General features: G+C 51.2%; 13 protein-coding genes. 9 read left to right on the forward strand and 4 right to left on the reverse strand.

Annotated elements, in window-relative coordinates; translation table 11 throughout:
- Both ACUVQO_RS11270 and ACUVQO_RS11275 read left to right on the forward strand, forming a co-directional pair.
- A partial coding sequence (locus ACUVQO_RS11270) for a pentapeptide repeat-containing protein (RefSeq protein ID WP_445925971.1) occupies positions 1 to 270 on the forward strand: 270 nt, incomplete at its 5' end.
- Between the two features lie 11 nt (positions 271 to 281).
- Positions 282 to 584: a pentapeptide repeat-containing protein gene (locus ACUVQO_RS11275; protein ID WP_445925972.1), complete on the forward strand. Its 303-nt coding sequence runs from the start codon at positions 282 to 284 to the stop codon at positions 582 to 584.
- Between the two features lie 388 nt (positions 585 to 972).
- Here ACUVQO_RS11275 and hisF read toward each other — a convergent pair whose 3' ends face one another.
- Positions 973 to 1,743: an imidazole glycerol phosphate synthase subunit HisF gene (hisF, locus tag ACUVQO_RS11280; RefSeq protein WP_445925973.1), complete on the reverse strand. Its 771-nt coding sequence runs from the start codon at positions 1,741 to 1,743 to the stop codon at positions 973 to 975.
- A 159-nt stretch (positions 1,744 to 1,902) separates the two neighbouring features.
- Between hisF and petP the strand changes: the two genes are divergently transcribed.
- The 4 genes from petP (at position 1,903) to ACUVQO_RS11300 (ending at position 7,219) form a co-directional block, all read left to right on the forward strand.
- The gene (gene petP / locus ACUVQO_RS11285; protein ID WP_428358177.1) at positions 1,903 to 2,121 is read left to right on the forward strand and encodes a cytochrome b6f subunit PetP; all 219 of its coding nucleotides are present in this window, start codon (positions 1,903 to 1,905) and stop codon (positions 2,119 to 2,121) included.
- A gap of 356 nt (positions 2,122 to 2,477) precedes the next feature.
- Positions 2,478 to 3,575, forward strand: coding sequence for a Get3/ArsA fold putative tail anchor-mediating ATPase NosAFP (locus ACUVQO_RS11290; RefSeq protein WP_445925974.1), 1,098 nt, complete (start codon positions 2,478 to 2,480; stop codon positions 3,573 to 3,575).
- Positions 3,576 to 3,589: 14 nt separating this feature from the next.
- Entirely contained in the window at positions 3,590 to 4,648 is a 1,059-nt protein-coding gene (chlG, locus tag ACUVQO_RS11295; RefSeq protein WP_445925975.1) for a chlorophyll synthase ChlG, read from the forward strand.
- Positions 4,649 to 4,807: 159 nt separating this feature from the next.
- Positions 4,808 to 7,219 (forward strand): transglycosylase domain-containing protein, encoded by a 2,412-nt coding sequence (locus ACUVQO_RS11300; protein WP_445925976.1) that lies wholly within the window; start codon positions 4,808 to 4,810, stop codon positions 7,217 to 7,219.
- 129 nt (positions 7,220 to 7,348) lie between these two features.
- On the opposite strand, the gene ACUVQO_RS11305 is transcribed toward ACUVQO_RS11300, so the two are convergent.
- Positions 7,349 to 10,063 (reverse strand): endonuclease MutS2, encoded by a 2,715-nt coding sequence (locus tag ACUVQO_RS11305; RefSeq protein WP_445925977.1) that lies wholly within the window; start codon positions 10,061 to 10,063, stop codon positions 7,349 to 7,351.
- Positions 10,064 to 10,462: 399 nt separating this feature from the next.
- On the opposite strand from ACUVQO_RS11305, the gene ACUVQO_RS11310 reads away from it, so the two are divergent.
- Entirely contained in the window at positions 10,463 to 10,894 is a 432-nt protein-coding gene (locus ACUVQO_RS11310; protein ID WP_445925983.1) for a GAP family protein, read from the forward strand.
- Positions 10,895 to 11,017: 123 nt separating this feature from the next.
- On the opposite strand, the gene ACUVQO_RS11315 is transcribed toward ACUVQO_RS11310, so the two are convergent.
- The gene (locus ACUVQO_RS11315) at positions 11,018 to 13,465 is read right to left on the reverse strand and encodes a tetratricopeptide repeat protein (RefSeq protein WP_445925978.1); all 2,448 of its coding nucleotides are present in this window, start codon (positions 13,463 to 13,465) and stop codon (positions 11,018 to 11,020) included.
- 305 nt (positions 13,466 to 13,770) lie between these two features.
- Here ACUVQO_RS11315 and ACUVQO_RS11320 point away from each other — a divergent pair, with 305 nt between their 5' ends.
- The gene (locus ACUVQO_RS11320; protein WP_445925979.1) at positions 13,771 to 15,207 is read left to right on the forward strand and encodes an LCP family protein; all 1,437 of its coding nucleotides are present in this window, start codon (positions 13,771 to 13,773) and stop codon (positions 15,205 to 15,207) included.
- Here the strand turns inward: ACUVQO_RS11320 and ACUVQO_RS11325 are convergent.
- Positions 15,194 to 16,114: an alpha/beta fold hydrolase gene (locus ACUVQO_RS11325; RefSeq protein WP_445925980.1), complete on the reverse strand. Its 921-nt coding sequence runs from the start codon at positions 16,112 to 16,114 to the stop codon at positions 15,194 to 15,196. The two genes, ACUVQO_RS11320 and ACUVQO_RS11325, sit on opposite strands and share 14 nt — an antisense overlap.
- A 511-nt stretch (positions 16,115 to 16,625) precedes the next feature.
- On the opposite strand from ACUVQO_RS11325, the gene ACUVQO_RS11330 reads away from it, so the two are divergent.
- Positions 16,626 to 16,889, forward strand: a complete 264-nt coding sequence (locus ACUVQO_RS11330) for a hypothetical protein (RefSeq protein WP_445925981.1) — start codon at positions 16,626 to 16,628, stop codon at positions 16,887 to 16,889.
- Positions 16,890 to 17,259: the final 370 nt, after the last annotated feature.

A 17,259-nucleotide genomic window follows, 5' to 3' on the forward strand; every position in this document is an offset into this window, starting at 1 on the left:
CGAAATGCCAATTTACAAGGAGCAAACCTCCGAAATGTCAATTTGCAGGATGTAGACCTGCAGGATGCTGATTTGCAAGGGGCAAGCCTCATAGAAGCCAAATTGCAAGGGACGAACTTCAGCAAAGCCAAATTGCAGGAGGCTATACTTTGGAAAGCTAATTTGCAAAAGACAGCCCTCCAAGAGGCGAACTTGCAAGGAGCAGACCTTAGCACCGCCAATTTGCAAGGGGCAACTTTTTTAGAGCTAATTTACAGAAAGCAAAACTAAGCAATGTCGATTTGCAAGGAGCAGACCTCCAGGAAGCCGATTTGCAAGGGGCAAATCTGGGCGATGCTAAATCGCAAGAAGCAAAACTCAACAATGCCAAATTGCAAGGGGCAAGTCTTGTAAATGCTGATTTACAAAAGGCAAACCTCTGGGAAGCCGATTTGCAAGGGGCAAACCTCTGGGGAGCAGACTTGCAAGGGGCAGGCCTTACCATACCAATTTGCAGAAGGCAGACCTTGGCATTGGCATTGGTTATGCTAATTTACAAGGGGCCATCTTACTTGCCACAGATTTCCGCAGTGGAGTTTTGCTAGCTCAACAACTAGAGGGGCCGAATCCGCCGCCCCTGTGCAATTTAGCTGTACCAAAAGGAATCTGGGTCAATCCAAATCGGGATTGCGATCGCCTACCCCAAGAACTAGTTAAGCGGAAATTGGCCCAAGACCTTGAAAAGGCTAAACAATTGGTAAACGATGCACGGAAACGCAAATGGGAGTAGATGGGAGCCTGCAAGATTTCAGAAACCGGGTTTCTTGGCTTTCCAGAACTCAGATTTCTTGTGATTGAGTCTGTCAGAACCCTTGAATATTCAGCAGAAATCCGAGTTCTAGCCACCCACCCTGGTTCCAGAACTCGGATTCCTCTAGATGCTTGCAGTAGATTTCTGGACAACCAGCAGAAATCCGAGTTCTAGGCACAACCCTAAACCGATCGCACCACGACCTGATGTTCTGCCAGATAAGACTTAATCTGCTCTACCGTCAACTGTCCATAATGCAAGAGAGAGGCTAACAGGGCCGCTTCTGCCTTCCCCTCGGTCAAGGCTTCGTAAATGTGTTCACAGGTGCCTGCGCCGCCGGAGGCAATCACGGGAATTTCTACCTGTTCCGCGATCGTGCGGGTCAATTCCAGGTCATACCCCGCCTGCGTACCATCTGCATCCATACTGGTGACGAGCAATTCTCCCGCGCCTCGCTTCTCTACATCCTTGGCCCAGGCGATCGCATCCAGTCCCGTATTTTCCCGTCCTCCCCGGACATACACATCCCAGCCAGGATTATCTGGATCGGTGCGACGACGGGCATCGATCGCTACCACAATACACTGGTTGCCGAAGCGATCGCTGGCGCGATCGACCAGGGAGGGATCCCGTACCGCTGCCGAGTTGATGCTGACTTTATCGGCTCCCGCCCGAAGCAATTGTTTAATCGTCTCCAAACTTTGAATCCCACCCCCCACCGTCAGGGGAATAAACACCTGTTCCGCCGTCCGATACACCACATCAATGATAATGTCCCGGTCTTCATGGGTGGCTGTGATGTCTAGAAACACCAGTTCATCCGCCCCCGCCTGATTGTAAACCTGTGCCAATTCCACCGGATCTCCCGCATCTCGCAGATCCACAAAATTGACCCCTTTCACCACTCGCCCCGCTTTCACATCCAGACACGGCAGAATTCGTTTTGCCAGCATTACAATTTGTAGAACGATCGACTTTTTGGATCTTAATACCAATGGAGGGATTGGGAATCGGAGCTAATCCCTAACCCCTGATCCCGAATTCCTAACTCCCATCCACCTTTTTTGTTCCCCAATCGCTAAATCAGGTACAGGACGCTGATACACTGTTTCATGGCTTGTAGCTTTGGAGTTGAGATGGAAGTCGGTCAGAAAGTTCGTATCCGTCGGTTGCGTGATCGCGTATCTGAATTGGTGGCTAAAAGATTGGGCCAGGTTGGCACCATCCAGGATTACAAGATGACGGATGGCAGCGGTGTTGGTGTTCTGGTGCAGTTTGAGGATAAATTTGCGACCTGGTTTTTTGACGATGAGATTGAAGTGGTGCAATAGCTTACACCCTGAAGCTGTGTCGTCAGACAGTTCCCAAAGCAGATGCCTAAACTCTAAAAGAGAACAGAGCTTTTTGCGAGGTTTTCAGGCAAAGCTTTCTGAAACAAGAGATTGTGTCAAAATTTTCTGATAGGCAAAGCCAGATCACTGATCTGAATTCTCTAAACCTCCTGGAAGATAGAGTTGATCCCCCCTGGCCCCCTTAATCAGGGGAGAAATTGTCTGAAAGTCTTCCTGGTTAGGGGGGAAATTGTGTCCAGAAGTTCCCCTTGATCAGGAGGATTTAGGGGGATCTTCGACAGGCTAATGGCAAAAAGTTCGGTCATGCCTATATTGAAACCTTGGGGACGGAGATCATGGCTCAGATTCTGACATTTTTAGGAAAAGGTGGAGTAGGCCGCACGACGATCGCGATCGCGGCGGCAAAGCGGCTGGCTGGTCAGGAAAGGCGAGTATTATTTGCCACTCAAGATCCTGGCCCTGCCGTAGGATTGCTGTTAGGAACGGTACTGGAAGCCGATCCCCAATCTCTGGAAGCTAATTTAGACGTGGTTCAACTCCAGGCCACGACTTTACTGGAGCGGAGCTGGGAAGAGGTGAAAAAGCTGGAAGCTCAATATCTCCGGACTCCCTTCTTCAAAGAGGTGTATGGTCAGGAATTGGGGGTGCTGCCCGGAATGGACAGCGCTCTTGCCCTGAATGCAATTCGGGAATACGATGCCAGTGATCGCTACGATGTGATTGTGTTTGATGGAGCAGGCGATCAGACCACCCTGCGGGCGATTGGAACGCCGGAAATTGCCAGTTGGTATCTGCGTCGTTTCCGTCAGGTGTTTGCTAACTCCGACCTGGGAAAAACCCTGGTGCCGCTTCTGCAACCGATCGCCGCTACGGTGCTCAACGTCAGTTGGACAGGGGACTTGTTTGATCAACCCGCGACGCAGCAAATGAATTCCGTTCTGGAGCAGGGGAGAGCGGCTCTGGCTGATCCCAATCGAGTGGTTGCCTATCTAGTCACCACAGTAGATGAAGGGGCGATCGTCACAGCAAAGTATCTTTGGGGTGCAGCGCAACAGGCAGGACTGACAGTAGCTGGGGTGCTGCTCAACCAATCCCAAGACACAAGTGTACTGGCAGATCAGTTTCAGCCACTGCCTATCAATGTGGTGCCCACCCAACCTGCCAACGATTGGCAACCACTGGTGGATGCCTTACCTGATTTTAACCAGGCAGCCCAGGCCCCTCGCCCCATCGCGGTGAATGTGGCGGAACGGAAAGTCAGTCTCTTTCTTCCTGGTTTTGACCGAAAACAGGTTAAACTAACCCAATACGGCCCTGAATTGACAATCGAAGCTGGCGATCAACGGCGGAATGTGCTGCTGCCACCAGAATTGCGGGGTCGATCGGTGGCTAGTGCTAAGTTTCAAGACGGTTTCTTAATCATCTCCTTCTAGACTGGGTGTTCAATATGTCTGACCTGAATCCTTCGCCATCATCCCTGGATCCAGTTGCATCCAGTCCTCCTGCGACTGATTCTGTTGCCACTGGGGCGGTAGAGTCTACTACTGCGGGCGATCGCAGTGCCAAGGCGCGGCAGTTGCTGGGCATGAAAGGTGCCCAACCGGGAGAAACCTCCATCTGGAAAATCCGCCTGCAGTTGATGAAGCCGATCACCTGGATTCCCTTGATCTGGGGTGTGGTCTGTGGCGCAGCGGCCTCTGGCAATTTTCACTGGAGTCTGGAAAATGTGCTGGTGGCAGCGGCCTGTATGTTACTCTCTGGCCCCCTGCTGACCGGATATACTCAAATTTTGAACGACTACTACGATCGTGAGATTGACGCGATTAACGAACCCTATCGACCCATTCCCTCTGGAGCCATTTCCCTGCCTCAAGTCGTGACGCAAATCTGGGTCTTGCTGATTGCCGGAATAGCCGTTGCCTTTGCCCTGGATCAGTGGGCCGGACACCAATTTCCCACCATTACAGTGATTGCCCTGGTGGGTTCCTTCCTGTCCTACATTTACTCTGCGCCACCACTGAAGCTGAAAAAGAATGGCTGGCTGGGCGGCTATGCCCTGGGAGCGAGTTATATTGCGTTTCCCTGGTGGGCCGGTCAGGCGTTGTTTGGTGACTTGACTCCAACAATCATGGTGCTGACCCTGTGTTACAGTCTGGCTGGATTAGGGATCGCAATCGTCAATGACTTCAAAAGTGTGGAAGGCGATCGCCAACTGGGATTACAGTCCCTGCCTGTCATGTTTGGTGTGAAACCAGCGGCCTGGATCTGTGTGTTGATGATTGATGTGTTTCAGGGACTGATTGCTGCCTACCTGATCTTCATTCACCAAAATTTGTATGCAGCCATATTAATTTCGTTAATTATTCCTCAGATCACGTTTCAGGATATGTACTTCCTCCGCGATCCCCTCCAGAATGATGTGAAATATCAGGCCAGCGCCCAACCCTTCCTGGTTTTAGGGATGCTGGTGGCCGCCTTAGCACTGGGACGCTCGATCGCTGTATGAATATCTCTCTTTGATCCCAATCATCTTGCGGATTAAAGTGTTCTTGATCCCACAAGATGTGTATAGTGGTTGAAGTCTGGATTCTAAATTCTTTGAGAATGGTGAAATCCGGCTCCGGAGATACGAACAGCGAATAGTTCGGCGGTGATGAGGTTCTAAGTGGACAATTTTGTTGCAAAGCTGAAAAGCTTATCCGAACAGGCCAGGGAATTAAAGCCTAATCAAACTCCATCTGATACGGGAGGGATTCCTCCATTGGATCTGGCTGAAGAAAAAAACGGTAAGCCTTCCATACCATCCGATCCTGAGTCTTCCGCAAACCGCTATCTGGCACGCCTACAGCAACTTGCAATCTGCCTCAAGTTGCCTGAACTGGGCGATCGCATGGCTCCTGTGTTGGCTCCTCAGGGGCGGCCCCTCTATCGCTACAAACGGTTCTGGTTAGCATTGTTGGGGGTGACCGCTGGTGGTGGCCTGCTCTGGGGCTACTGGACTCTGGATCGCAGTTTGCCCAGTACATCCGACATTGCCAGATTTACCCGCAAAGGCACTCTTACTATTAAGGCTCAAGATGGCACGGTTCTGCAACAACAAGGGCCTGCTACTCGCGAAAAATTAACAATTCAACAAATTCCGCCGTTGGTACAGCATGCCTTCATTGCCGCAGAAGACCGTCGCTTCTACCAGCACGGTGGCATTGATTTCCAGTCGATTGGTCGAGCGATCGCTTCTAATCTGGTGGCCAGAGATGTAGTGGAAGGAGCCAGCACCATTACTCAACAGTTAGCCCGCCTGGTGTATTTGAACCAGGATCGTAGCTTTGACCGTAAGCTACGGGAAGCAATGATGGCTCAGAAAATTAACCGGGAACTACCCAAAGACCAAATCCTGCAAGATTATCTGAATCTGGTTTATCTGGGTTCGGGTGCCTATGGAGTGGCCGATGCCGCCTGGGTGTATTTCAGTAAGTCGGTGAGTCAGCTAACGTTGTCAGAAGCAGCGACGATAGCTGGTTTACCCCCGGCTCCCAGTGTGTATTCTCCCTTAGTCAACCTGGAAGCTGCCAAAGAACGGCGTAACGTGGTTTTAGACCGGATGGTGGAGGCCGGATACATTACCGAGTCTGAGGCAGACCAGGCGAAAGCAACTCCTTTGACTCTGAAACCGGGTATTCCCAAAAAGTTCTATAGCGATTCGCCCTACTTTACGACTTACGTACAGCAGCAACTGCCAAAATATGTCTCGAAGGAAGTCCTGGAAGAAGGGGGACTGACGGTAGAAACGACACTTAATCCCAAATGGCAGAAAGCCGCAGACCAGGCAGTACAGAACGCGATTAAAAATATTGGCCCTTATGAAGGATTTGGGCAGGCGGCTCTGGTAGCCATTGATCCGAAGACTGGTGAAATTCGGGCGATGGTGGGCGGCAGGGATTCTAAGAAGAGCGGGCAGTTTAACCGGGCGACCCAGGCGCAGCGGCAACCGGGTTCCTCTTTTAAGACGATTGTTTACACCGCCGCGATCGCGGCTGGCTTTTCTCCCAATGACGGCTATCTAGATGCGACTTATATGGTGGATGGATACAAGCCGAAGAATGCCAATCGCAAGCATTATGGCTGGATGTCTATGCGAGATGCGATCGCCCAGTCCGTCAACGTGATTGCCGTCAAAGTCCTGGTGGATGTTGGGTTTGAGCCAACAATCCAGCTTGCCAAAGCAATGGGAATTAAGTCCAAACTGCTTCCGGCTTATTCTCTGGCATTGGGGACTTCAGAAGTGAATTTGCTGGAAATGGTCAATGTCTATGCGACGTTGGCGAATCAAGGCAAATTTATTGAGGCTCACGGTATCACCCGGATCTTGGATCGCCAGGGGAAGGTGATTTATGAAGCAAAACCGAAACCCAAGCAGGCGATCGATAAAGGAACGGCTGCGATCGTCACCTGGATGCTGCGAGGGGTGATCAGTGGTGGTACCGGAGCGGCTGCAGCCCTGGATCGTCCGGCGGCTGGCAAAACGGGCACGTCTGAAAAAGCTCGCGACCTCTGGTTTGTTGGCTTTATTCCCCAAATTGCCGCAGGGGTCTGGCTGGGCAATGATGATAATACGCCCACGGGCAGTGCCAGTGCGACAGCGGCAGAGGTCTGGCATGATTTTATGAAACAAGTCACCAATAAGATGCCGGTCGAGAAATTTCCTGAGTTGCCAAAGCTGGAAGGTCGCAAGGGGATGATCAAGGCCAAGCCCGTGCAACCGCGATCAACGCGCTCTGGCTTTTACGATCCAGAATCAGACGATGGCAGTTCCTCCGAATCATCCGGTAACTCCTACGACTCATCGGGAGGTTCCTACGGTTCTGGCTCCAGCAGTTACGGTTCTGGCAGTGGTTCCAGTGGCTATTTCCCCAGCTACGAGGCACCCGCTCCTCGCTATGAAGCTCCGGCTCCAGCGGATCCCCCTCCTCCCCCAGCGGCTCCAGCCAATGAAGCCCCGGCTCCGGCAGCCCCAGAACCGCCAACACCTCCCGCTCCGGCTGAACCTCCTCCCCCACCGGAGGCTCTGTCTAATTAGGGAGTAGGGAATAGGGAATAGAAAAAGGTGAAGGGGTAGAGGGGTGAAGGGATAATGCTTCCAGTAACTTCTCTACCTCTTTACTCCTGCACTTCTTCACTTCTCCGCTCTCCCATCCTCAACAGGCACCTAATGCAAGTAAGCGATCGTCACCCCAGAACCCCCTTCCTCACGGGGAGCGAGTTCGTAGCGATTGACCAGGGGATGTTGTTGCAGAAAGGCATGGACACCCTGCCGCAATTTTCCCGTGCCGTGACCGTGAATGATCCAGAGTGCGCCCCCAGTGCGTTGGGCTTCCGATAGAGCGCGATCGAGGGTGATCTCCGCATCCGCGACCCGGCTACCGCGAATGTCGATCGTGTTCTGGGACGTTCGAACCGTGGGAACTGTCGTTGGAGCAGGTGTTTGCTCGTGAGACTCGCGGCCTTTCCCCTTAGACTTGTCTCCGGTTTCCGGGATTTTCTCTGGTTTTTTCTCAATCACAGGTTTTTCGCCTGTCAGAGACTCGACATCCTGGAGGGATACGGTCATCTTCATCAGGCCAAACCGCACGGTGATCTCATCATTAGCATCGGGAGCCGTCAGTACTTCTGCCGTCTGTCCCAAGCGGGGAATGCGAACGCGATCGCCTACTTGAGGCCGGAATCCCGGTTTGGGCTGAGGTTTAACCTGACGCGAGGGGAGGTGGCGTTCTGCTAATTGGTTCACGGATGCAGTGGCCTGTTGAGCCGCCTGAGCCGTGACTGGCCCCTGCTGCAATTGCCGAATCACCTGAGCAATTTCCCGTTTGGCCTCCCCAATCGCCTCCTGCACTGCCTGTTCCTGCGCCACTTGCAGCGATCGCTCCCGTTCTTGTAATGCTTCTGCTTTGCGGGACACCTCTTTGTACAACCGTTCTGCCTGCTTCAGCAGTTGCTCTGCCATCTGAGATTTGCTTTCCTGCTGCCGTCGTTGTGCTTCCAACCCAGCAATTACCGCATTCACATCTTCCGATGCGCCACCAACATAGGATTGGGCTTGAGCAATCAATTCTTCCTTCAGTCCCAAGCGTCGGGCGATCGTCAGCGCATTAGAGCGACCGGGAATACCCCATAACAGTCGGTAAGTCGGCGATAGGGAGACATCATCAAATTCCACCGACGCATTTTCAAACCGCTCGTCCTGATACTTCAATGCCTTCAGTTCCCCAAAGTGCGTTGTCGCAATAGTTAACGCGGCATGGTCAGCCAGGTATTTCAGGAGGGCGATCGCCAGCGCACTACCTTCAGAGGGATCAGTTCCGGCTCCGACTTCATCGAGGAGAACGAGGAATCGGGGATGGGGGATCAGGGGTTGGAGATCAGGGGTCAGGGATGGGGGAGATGAGGGAGATAGGGGAAATGGGGCAGGATGCGGAGGGGTGAGTTCTGAATTTTGAGTTCTGAATTGTCCTTCCTGGCCTTCTCTATCTTCTCTATCCTCCCCATCTTCTCTACCTTCCCTACCTTCTGCCTCCTGCACTTTGCCCTCTACCTGTCCTACCTCCAGGGCATCTAAAATCCGACTAATGCGCCGAATGTGGCCCGAAAAGGTGGATAGGCTTTGTTGTAAGGATTGCTCATCCCCGATGTCGGCCAGTACCTGATCAAACCAGGGCAGTTCTACGGGTTCGCGGGCGGGCACGAAAAGTCCCACTTTTGCCATCAGTACAGCAATTCCCAGGGTTTTTAGAGTGACGGTTTTGCCGCCTGTGTTGGGGCCAGTAATCGCGACCACCCGGATGTGAGGCTGAATAACCAGATCGATCGGCACCACCGGTCTGCCCTGTTCGTGTTGCTGTTGCCAGACTAGCAGGGGGTGGCGGAGTTGACGTAAAGTAATCGCTTCCGATTTCGGATGCTCAGATTTTGGATTTTGGATTTTGGATTTTGGATTTTCGTCAGATGAGGCTTCCAATCCCAAATCGGCAATCGGCAATCCAAAATCAATGAACCGGGGGGGATTAGCACCCAGCCAGTAGCTGTAGCGGGCGCGGGCAGTGGCCAAGTCGAGGGTGGTGGCGATCGCCAGCAGTCGCTCTAAATCCGGTTTTACGGCAGCAACTTTTTCCGTCAATGCCTGTCGGATGGCTTCTGCTTCCGCCTGCTCCTGTCGTTGGAGTTGGCGCAGTTGGTTGTTTAGATTAATCGTGGGTTGGGGTTCCACATACAAGGTGGCACCACTCATGGAGGTGTCATGCACAATGCCGGGAATCGCATCTTTTTGCGGTGCTTTTACAGGCAACACAAATCGTCCCGCTCGCTGAGTGATCAGGTGCTCCTGGATGGCGTTGGCCTTCCGTTGCAGAATGTTTTGCAAAATGCTGTACACTCGATCGCGTCCCCGCCGCAATTGCTCTCGAATACCAGCTAACTTGGCACTGGCCCGATCTAAAACATCGCCGTGATCATCAATGCAGTGGTGAATCTCCTGTTCCAGTTCGGGATAGGTGCGTAAATCCTGCACCAGATCATTCAGCACTTCCAGATCGGGATGGTCATCAATCACCCGTCGCAAATTCCGTGCCCCGGCCAGAGTAGTGGCAATGGTGAGTAATTCTGACCCGGTCAAAACCCCATGTAATGCTGCCCGTTCTAACGATTCACCGATATCCCCGATGCCTTCAAACTTCAATCCACTGGGCAGGCGGCTTTCTAGCTCATACACTTCCCGCGTTTGCGCTAGCAGGGTTAAGGTTGCATCCAGATGGGTGGGAATTTTCAGGTGCTGGGCCGCGATCGCTCCTAATTTTGTGGCCGCAAAGGTAGAGAGGTGTTGACAAAGCCGCGACCATTCCAATAATTCGAGAGTCTCTGCTTGAATCAAAATGCTTGACAGGTGGACTGCTCTTTCATTGTAGAAGGCGGGAAGACGGCACTGTTGCCAAAGTTGGGATATTTGCCGATAGTTCTATCAGGATGCTGCAGTTGTCAGAGAGTGAGAGATCTGGAAACCCCCCACTACGATCCGGAGTGATCTATGGGAAACGTGCTGATTTCGCTATTGCCCTACATCATTGGTAGTGCGGTCGTCCCCTTGCAAATCATCATTGGTTTGCTGCTCCTAAAAAGTCTAAGCGAGGGCTGCTAAAAGCGATCGCCTATGTGACTGGGATGACAATCACCCGCCTACTTCAGGGAGCCATATTTGGTTTCGTTTTCATTGGCTCGCCGCAGTTACGTAGGAAAGCAACGGTAAGAGTCCAGCCATGCAACCTTGCTCTTGGTGCTTGGCATTTTGCTGTTGATTACCGCTTATAAAAAATGGTGTGGAGAGCTTGATCCTGACGAGCCACCCCCCAGATGGCTATCCCGTCTTGATAAGGTAACTCCCCTAAAGGCGCTGGGCATTGGGATTACTTTGCCCTTGATTGCGCCAAAATTGTGGGTTTTTACCCTTAATGCCCTGGCGACGATCGCAGCTGCAGAATTAAGCCAACCGGATATCGCGATCGCCTACTTACTCTTCATTCTGCTGGCCGAATCTTTGCTACTCCTCCCCATCCTGCTGCGAATTGTCGTACCTAAGCGATCAAAATCCACCCTGAATCAGCTTTCCGAGTGGCTGAACCGGAACAGTCGCCCGATTACCATTCTTGTCTCATTGGTTTTTGGCCTGTGGTTCCTGTACTCCGGCATTCGTGGATTACGGCTATGATTCGGGTGGCGGGATGACAAGATAACGCGATCAGGGGATGATGACCTTTTCCTAACCCCTAATCCCCAATCCCTAATTCCCAATTCCTGATCCCCTATCCCCACTTCCAGCGATCGCTCCGATTCAGCAGGCTACTGTCTCCTGGAGTTTTTTAAGCGTATTGAGGCTTTGCTGGTAATTGGCAATATCTCCCTGGTCAGAAAAGAGTTGAGCTGCCCGCTGTAAATCTTGCATGGCCTCCCTTGGTTGTCCTAATTTGGCATAAGCCAATCCACGATACAGGTAAGCAGCGGCATCATCAGGTTGCAGACGAATTACCTCGTTGTAATCCTGAATCGCACCAGAGCGGTTCTGCATTCGGGTACGGGCTAACCCCCGGTAAAAGTAGGAAGGCGAGTAGTCGGGTTTGAGTTGAATAGCGTGGGTAAAATCTTCGATCGCGGCCAGCTTATCACCCAGTTCAGACCGCACTACTCCCCGATTGCAGTAAGCAATGTAGCTATCGGGATTATGCTGGATGGCCGCCTGAAAATCTGCAATAGCCCCTTCCTTGTCACCCAAGTCGTAGCGAGCCAATCCCCGATTGTTATAAGTCACGTCATCGTTGGGATAAGTTTTCAGCACCTGAGTATAATCCGCAATCGCACCCTGACGATCGCCCAGGTCATAGCGGGAGGTCGCCCGGTTAAAGTAAGCAACTGCATCATCTGCTCTCAGAACTGGATGATCAAACCGCTCCACCAGCTGTTGGATTACCTCTGGGTCGGTAATACGCAGGCCAACAGCAGCAGTAGGAAACACCACACTGGCCGTAGCCATTGACTGGGAACCTAAAATCGCATAGGCCCGATCGCAGACCAGAAAGTTTTCATCCGTTCCCAGCACTTTAAAGCGGAATTGCTCTGGATATTGCTTTTTCAACTCCGTCAGTTGATTCAGGGTATTGAACAGAAAGGGAGTATCTTTTGGGTTAATCATCCGGCGATGATTCATAGAGCGAGGTAGGGAGCGGTTTTCCCAGGGAGATATCTGCCAAGTTGGGCCTTCTCCCAGATACCCCCAGCCCATATCCAGACATCCGTGGCGATCAAGAAATTGTCGAAACTGCTCAAACATGGCCGCATCCAATATGGCTGGATCGGGAAAGGGAGATACTACAACCAACCGGGCCTGGGCGGTTTGGAGAGCTTGTTCGAGTAAAGATCGACTGCTTAAGGGAAGCTGAAGGTTGCAGGCTGCGGGCTGCGGGCAATCGCTCAATCCCTGATTCCCGAGCCCTGATCCTTGATCCCTGGCTTTAACATCAAACACCAATTCATAGTCCGTCTGCGGTCGTTTAGCTGATTCTACCTGGGTTTGCAGGTCTACCATTGTATTTTCTGCCCACTCTACGCGGGTTGCCAGATACTTAATTTCGTTTTGTAGAGCACTGGAATCAAGTAATTGAGGCAGATGATTGACCCAATCTCGCAAAGTTCTCTGTTGCTGCTCCAGATCCTGGGTTTGTTGCTGAACAGCATCTAGTTGTTGCTGTAATGGTCTGAGATGGGTCGCCATCAGGGTTTGAAACTCATCTCGTAAGCTGTTTAGATCAGAGGCGTGGGCGACCTGAGCCAATCGTTCTTCCAAACTGTGAATGGTTGCTTTAAGCGCGGCAAGGGCTTCAGGTTCCAGGTAGGGTGCCGAACTGGATAGCCAGGGAGTGGCAATTTCAATAGTAGCCAGCTTACCTGTCAGGGTATCCAGTTGATTTTTGAGAATTCCAGAAGCAATTTTAAGCGGGACAACGGTTTGCTCTAATTCGTTTTCCTGTCGGGTTAAGCGTTCGAGTTGCGCTTCTACCCGCGCCAAATCCCGACGAGACACCATGTCACTCAGTACCTTGATTAGAGAGTCAACTTCTTGCTTTAAGGTAGTAGCATCAAAGGGAGCAGGAAGTTTATTTAGGCGACGATTCAAGTGGTTAATTTGATCCTGCAGGATGCGGTAATGATGCAATTTTTGATCATTAGCAATTCCCTGAGGTTGCGCTCGAAGTTGAGCCACTTCTTCTTTTAGCTGTTGGATTTCAGCTTCCACGGCTTTCACTTGACCAATAGTGTCCACACGGCTCAGAGACTCTCGTACCCCAGCAACGGAGTTAACCAGGGCCGAGTACTGTTCCCGAAGTCGGTTAACTTCATGGGGTAGGGTACGCCATCCAGGTTTGGCAATTTCCTGCTGCAAGTGTTGAATTTTCTGGTTCAGGTCGTTAAAAATTTCCTGATTTTTATTCTGTAAGTCCTTTCTCAGGTTTGCCAGATGCAGGGGGCTGGGCAGGGTCTGAATCTGTTGCTGCAAGGTGGAAATTGATCCAGATAGTTTTTGATCTAGTTCGGCGATCGCACTTGAAGTCTGACTTTGCGACTCTCTTTCAATACGACGATGGTTCAGTACATTCAGAATCAGTAGCGCAGAAACCGGAGCAGCCGTATACAGTACCTGTTGAGAAGCAACGGTGGCGATCGAACCGACGCCGGATCCTAGGAGCATTAAGGACTCTGCAATATTCAGCCAATTACGGTTCTTCACAACTTTACTTTGATCGGCGTTTAAGTAATTTCGTACCTTCTTGCAAACCTTTTCCTGAGTTTGAGTGTCTAATCAGGAAAGGTGAGGGAAATGGGGTTAAGAGAGGTAGAGAAGGAATTGTTACCCAAAGCCACGCCTTATGGAATAAACTTGGGCTTTTAAAACGCCCTTTAAAGACTCCATGTCAGTAGAGGGAGGTTATGAGGGAAACATCACAGTATAATTTTGAAAGTTTGTGTATCGAAATATTCAGAATTTCAAATCAGTGATATATGACGGTTTAACTCAAATAGGTGGGAGAGAACGTGAAGCAGGTGGAAACAGGTTCGAATTCAAAGCTTGAAGCCAAGGGAGCTACTGAGACATCCAGCACTTCCAGTAAAGGTCTTTCTGGTTACCCCGGTAAAAGTCAAAATCCCACCTCCAGGAATGCTGCTCCTCAGGTTCCTGAGCCACATGCTCAACTCGTCCGGTACCGATCTCCGTGGCAAGAGGTACGAAAGACACTGGCGATCGGTCTGACCACAGCCATATCTGTCACGCTGGGGCTGACGGCAGCCCTGATGGTACCGCTGCCTGTAGGTCTGGTTGCTAAGGATCAAGATGGGAGATCACCCGACCTGTGGCAGGTTGGGCTTAGCTATCATGTGGGCCGTCCGGTCAACATTTTGCTGATGGGGATTGATCTATCCTCCGGTGACAAACAGGATAGCCCCAATATTTTTGATGGCAACAGCGATACCATGCTGCTGCTGCGGGTCGATCCAGTAACGGACACAGTCAGTTTGCTGTCAATTCCCAGAGATACCCAGGTGTATCTGCCAGGAGAGGGAACCAGCAAGATTAATGCCGCGAATATGAAAGGAGGTGCAACGTTAGCAGCCCAAACGGTCAGTGCAGCGTTGAATGGGGTACAAATTGACCGCTATGTGCGAGTTAGTACCAAAGCCTTCCGAGAACTGGTGGATTTGTTGGGGGGAGTTGAGGTCTACGTTCCGAAGCGGATGCAGTATGAAGATAAGACCCAGAAGCTCAAAATTGATCTGAATCCAGGGCTGCAAACCTTAAGTGGTGCCCAGGCTGAACAATTTGCCCGCTTCCGACATGATGATTTGGGAGATATTGGTCGGGTACAACGCCAACAGGCTCTCCTCAAAGCTCTACGCAAGAAACTGACCAGCCCCACTGTGATTCCCCGCATTCCCATGCTGGTACAAGCGATGCAGAAGTACATTGATACTAATCTCAGCATAGAAGAAATGCTGGCCCTAGTAAGTGCCGGACGGAAACTGGCTGATGGTGGTGTGAAAATGGTGATGCTACCTGGCCGCTTCAGTGGCCCGGATGAATATGTCGCCAGCTACTGGATTATGGATCCGGCAGGGCGCGATCGCGTGATGAAACAGTATTTTGGGGTGGAGCCTCTGGATTTCACAGATATCAATCAGGAACCTACTGCTAATTCCCTCAAGATTGTGATTCAAAATGCTTCTGGCAATCCCGATGCTCCCTACCAACTCCAAGAAACGCTAACTAAATTAGGGTTTTCTAATGTCTATATTTCTGGAGAACAGATCAATCGCCAGCCCCAAACTGAAGTTATTCCTCAACGGGGGGATTTAACAGCGGCTGAGAATTTGCAAAAAGTGTTAGGTCTGGGCCAGATACAGGCCGACTCCACTGGGGATGTCGAATCGGATATTACGATTCAGGTGGGAGAGGATTGGGTCAAGAAACGGTAGGTGCGCCAGGAGTGGTACTCATTTTGGCCAGGAACTCTTGTAATAGGGCAATGATCATAGCCGGGTGTTCCAGGTGAGGCAGTACTCCCGTTTCAGCCAGACGCACAAACAGTTGAATAGTCTTGGGGTTGAGGCTGGTTAACCGTTGCCCCAGGTCGGCACTTGTAAATTGAGCCTCTTCCCCCCAGACGATCGCTGTAGGAACAATTAGTTGTCCGATATAATGGGCTAGATCAAAGTACAAATCTCCTCGCAAGAAAGCCAGGGCTGCATACTGGGCATTCGGTTGAGAAGCTGATTCCAGATAGGCCTGTACCATTTCTGGGGAGATGCGATCGGGGTTAGCGAACAAGAACCGCTCCAGAAAGTTACGCACGGCCAGTTCATTCATCGCTCCCAGGCTGTAAATGAACTGATCCAATAACGGTGTGCCAATCACTTGCAACGGTAAGCGTCGTCCTGCATCTTGACCAAAATCAGCAAATCCAGATGGACAGGACAGAAACAGCGCTTTGAATAGCTCTGGGCGTTGAATTGCCAGACGAATGGCGATCGCTCCCGTTAAGGAGGAAGCCACAACGATCGCGGGCTGATTACAGGTCTGCTCAATCAACTCCGTCAAAATTGCCAAATAGTCTTCAATGCGATAATCCCGAACCGGATGAGCTGATTTTCCCCAACCAATTAAATCAGGAGCAATCACCCGGTAATTATCCAGAAAGGCTGGATAAACCTTTGACCATTCGTAGGCTGAAGCACCTCCACCAAAATTATGGAGAAATAGCAGTGGCTGAGCATCGGAGGACGGTAACAACCAGGGTTCGCCAACGGCAAGGTAATACACCAACCTGCCCAGAGCAGTATTAATCACCTGTTGCCCAATACCTGGCGGATGGAACTGCAGCATGGCTCAGGAAATAAAGGTGGAATGGGCTGCATTATAGTGCAATTTACAGCAGGCCAATCTGGCTGCTATCCGCGCCCGTGAACCAGGGCATCATTCCTGCGGGGCGATTCTCGTGGTTCCCGAGCGTGAAACAGTGGAACTATCGGGAAAGATGGGCAGACTAAAAATTGGCAAATTGGCCACAGTAACAAATTTGAAGAAACTACGCTATCCGATTGAGTAAGTGATATAACAGTCAGCCTGAGTCAGCCTGAATGGGCTGACTAACAGTGTTAGGGGGCATGGTGTTAAGTCCGAAAAAATCAGGATCTATTCAGCGTCTACAAGACAGGAGGTTGGCGTGTGACTCGGCGGTTCAGGCCCATCTTACAGATGCACGACTTGACGTACTACCCCAATAAACATCAACGTCTCAAAGCAATCGCAGACCAACAGGAAGAAGCGATCGGTCAGTACACCCTATATTCCAAAATCTGGGCCCCCCCAATTAACCCGACTGTTAATTGTCAGAGTGCCTCGCTCCGTTCAACTTCTGACGGAGGAAATGTATAACCTGCTGATGCAGCAACGAGTGAACTGGATGCTACAACACTGGCTGGACACCGTCAGCAATAACCCCTTTGAAACTCGAGCCTGGTTGGAACAGCAGGTAGCCACGATTGCCACCCAACCTGACTTTCCCCTATTGCAGGAAAATCAGGACTTAGAAGATAGTCTGGTTTTGATGGGCTGGGGGAAGCCTGGGCCGAGTTCATCCTGTCCAGCGATCGTCTGAACGATCTGCTGGCTCAAGAGCAGATTCAGTTTCAGCAAGAACCCATTAGTCGCAATCATCCCAACTTTCGGGAACTGCACGACTTGCATCAGGACGTAACTTTGGAGGAATGGCTGACTTTGTTCACTGCGTCATGAGATTTCTGCATGATTGCAATTGTGATTTTTTGGGCTGAAGGTGGCATGGAACCTGCGATCGCCGTCCAAATGGAAGCCGTTAGGGCGTGTTTTAAAACCTCCTAGTTCGCGAATTTACTCTATCGGGACCCCCTGAATCCCCCTTAAGAAGGAGGACTTTGAACGGTTCGATTCCCTCCGTGACATCCTCCCGACACCAATGCTACGCATACGGTGCGGGCTTCCCAAGATCG

The organism is Leptodesmis sp., assembly GCF_052746595.1.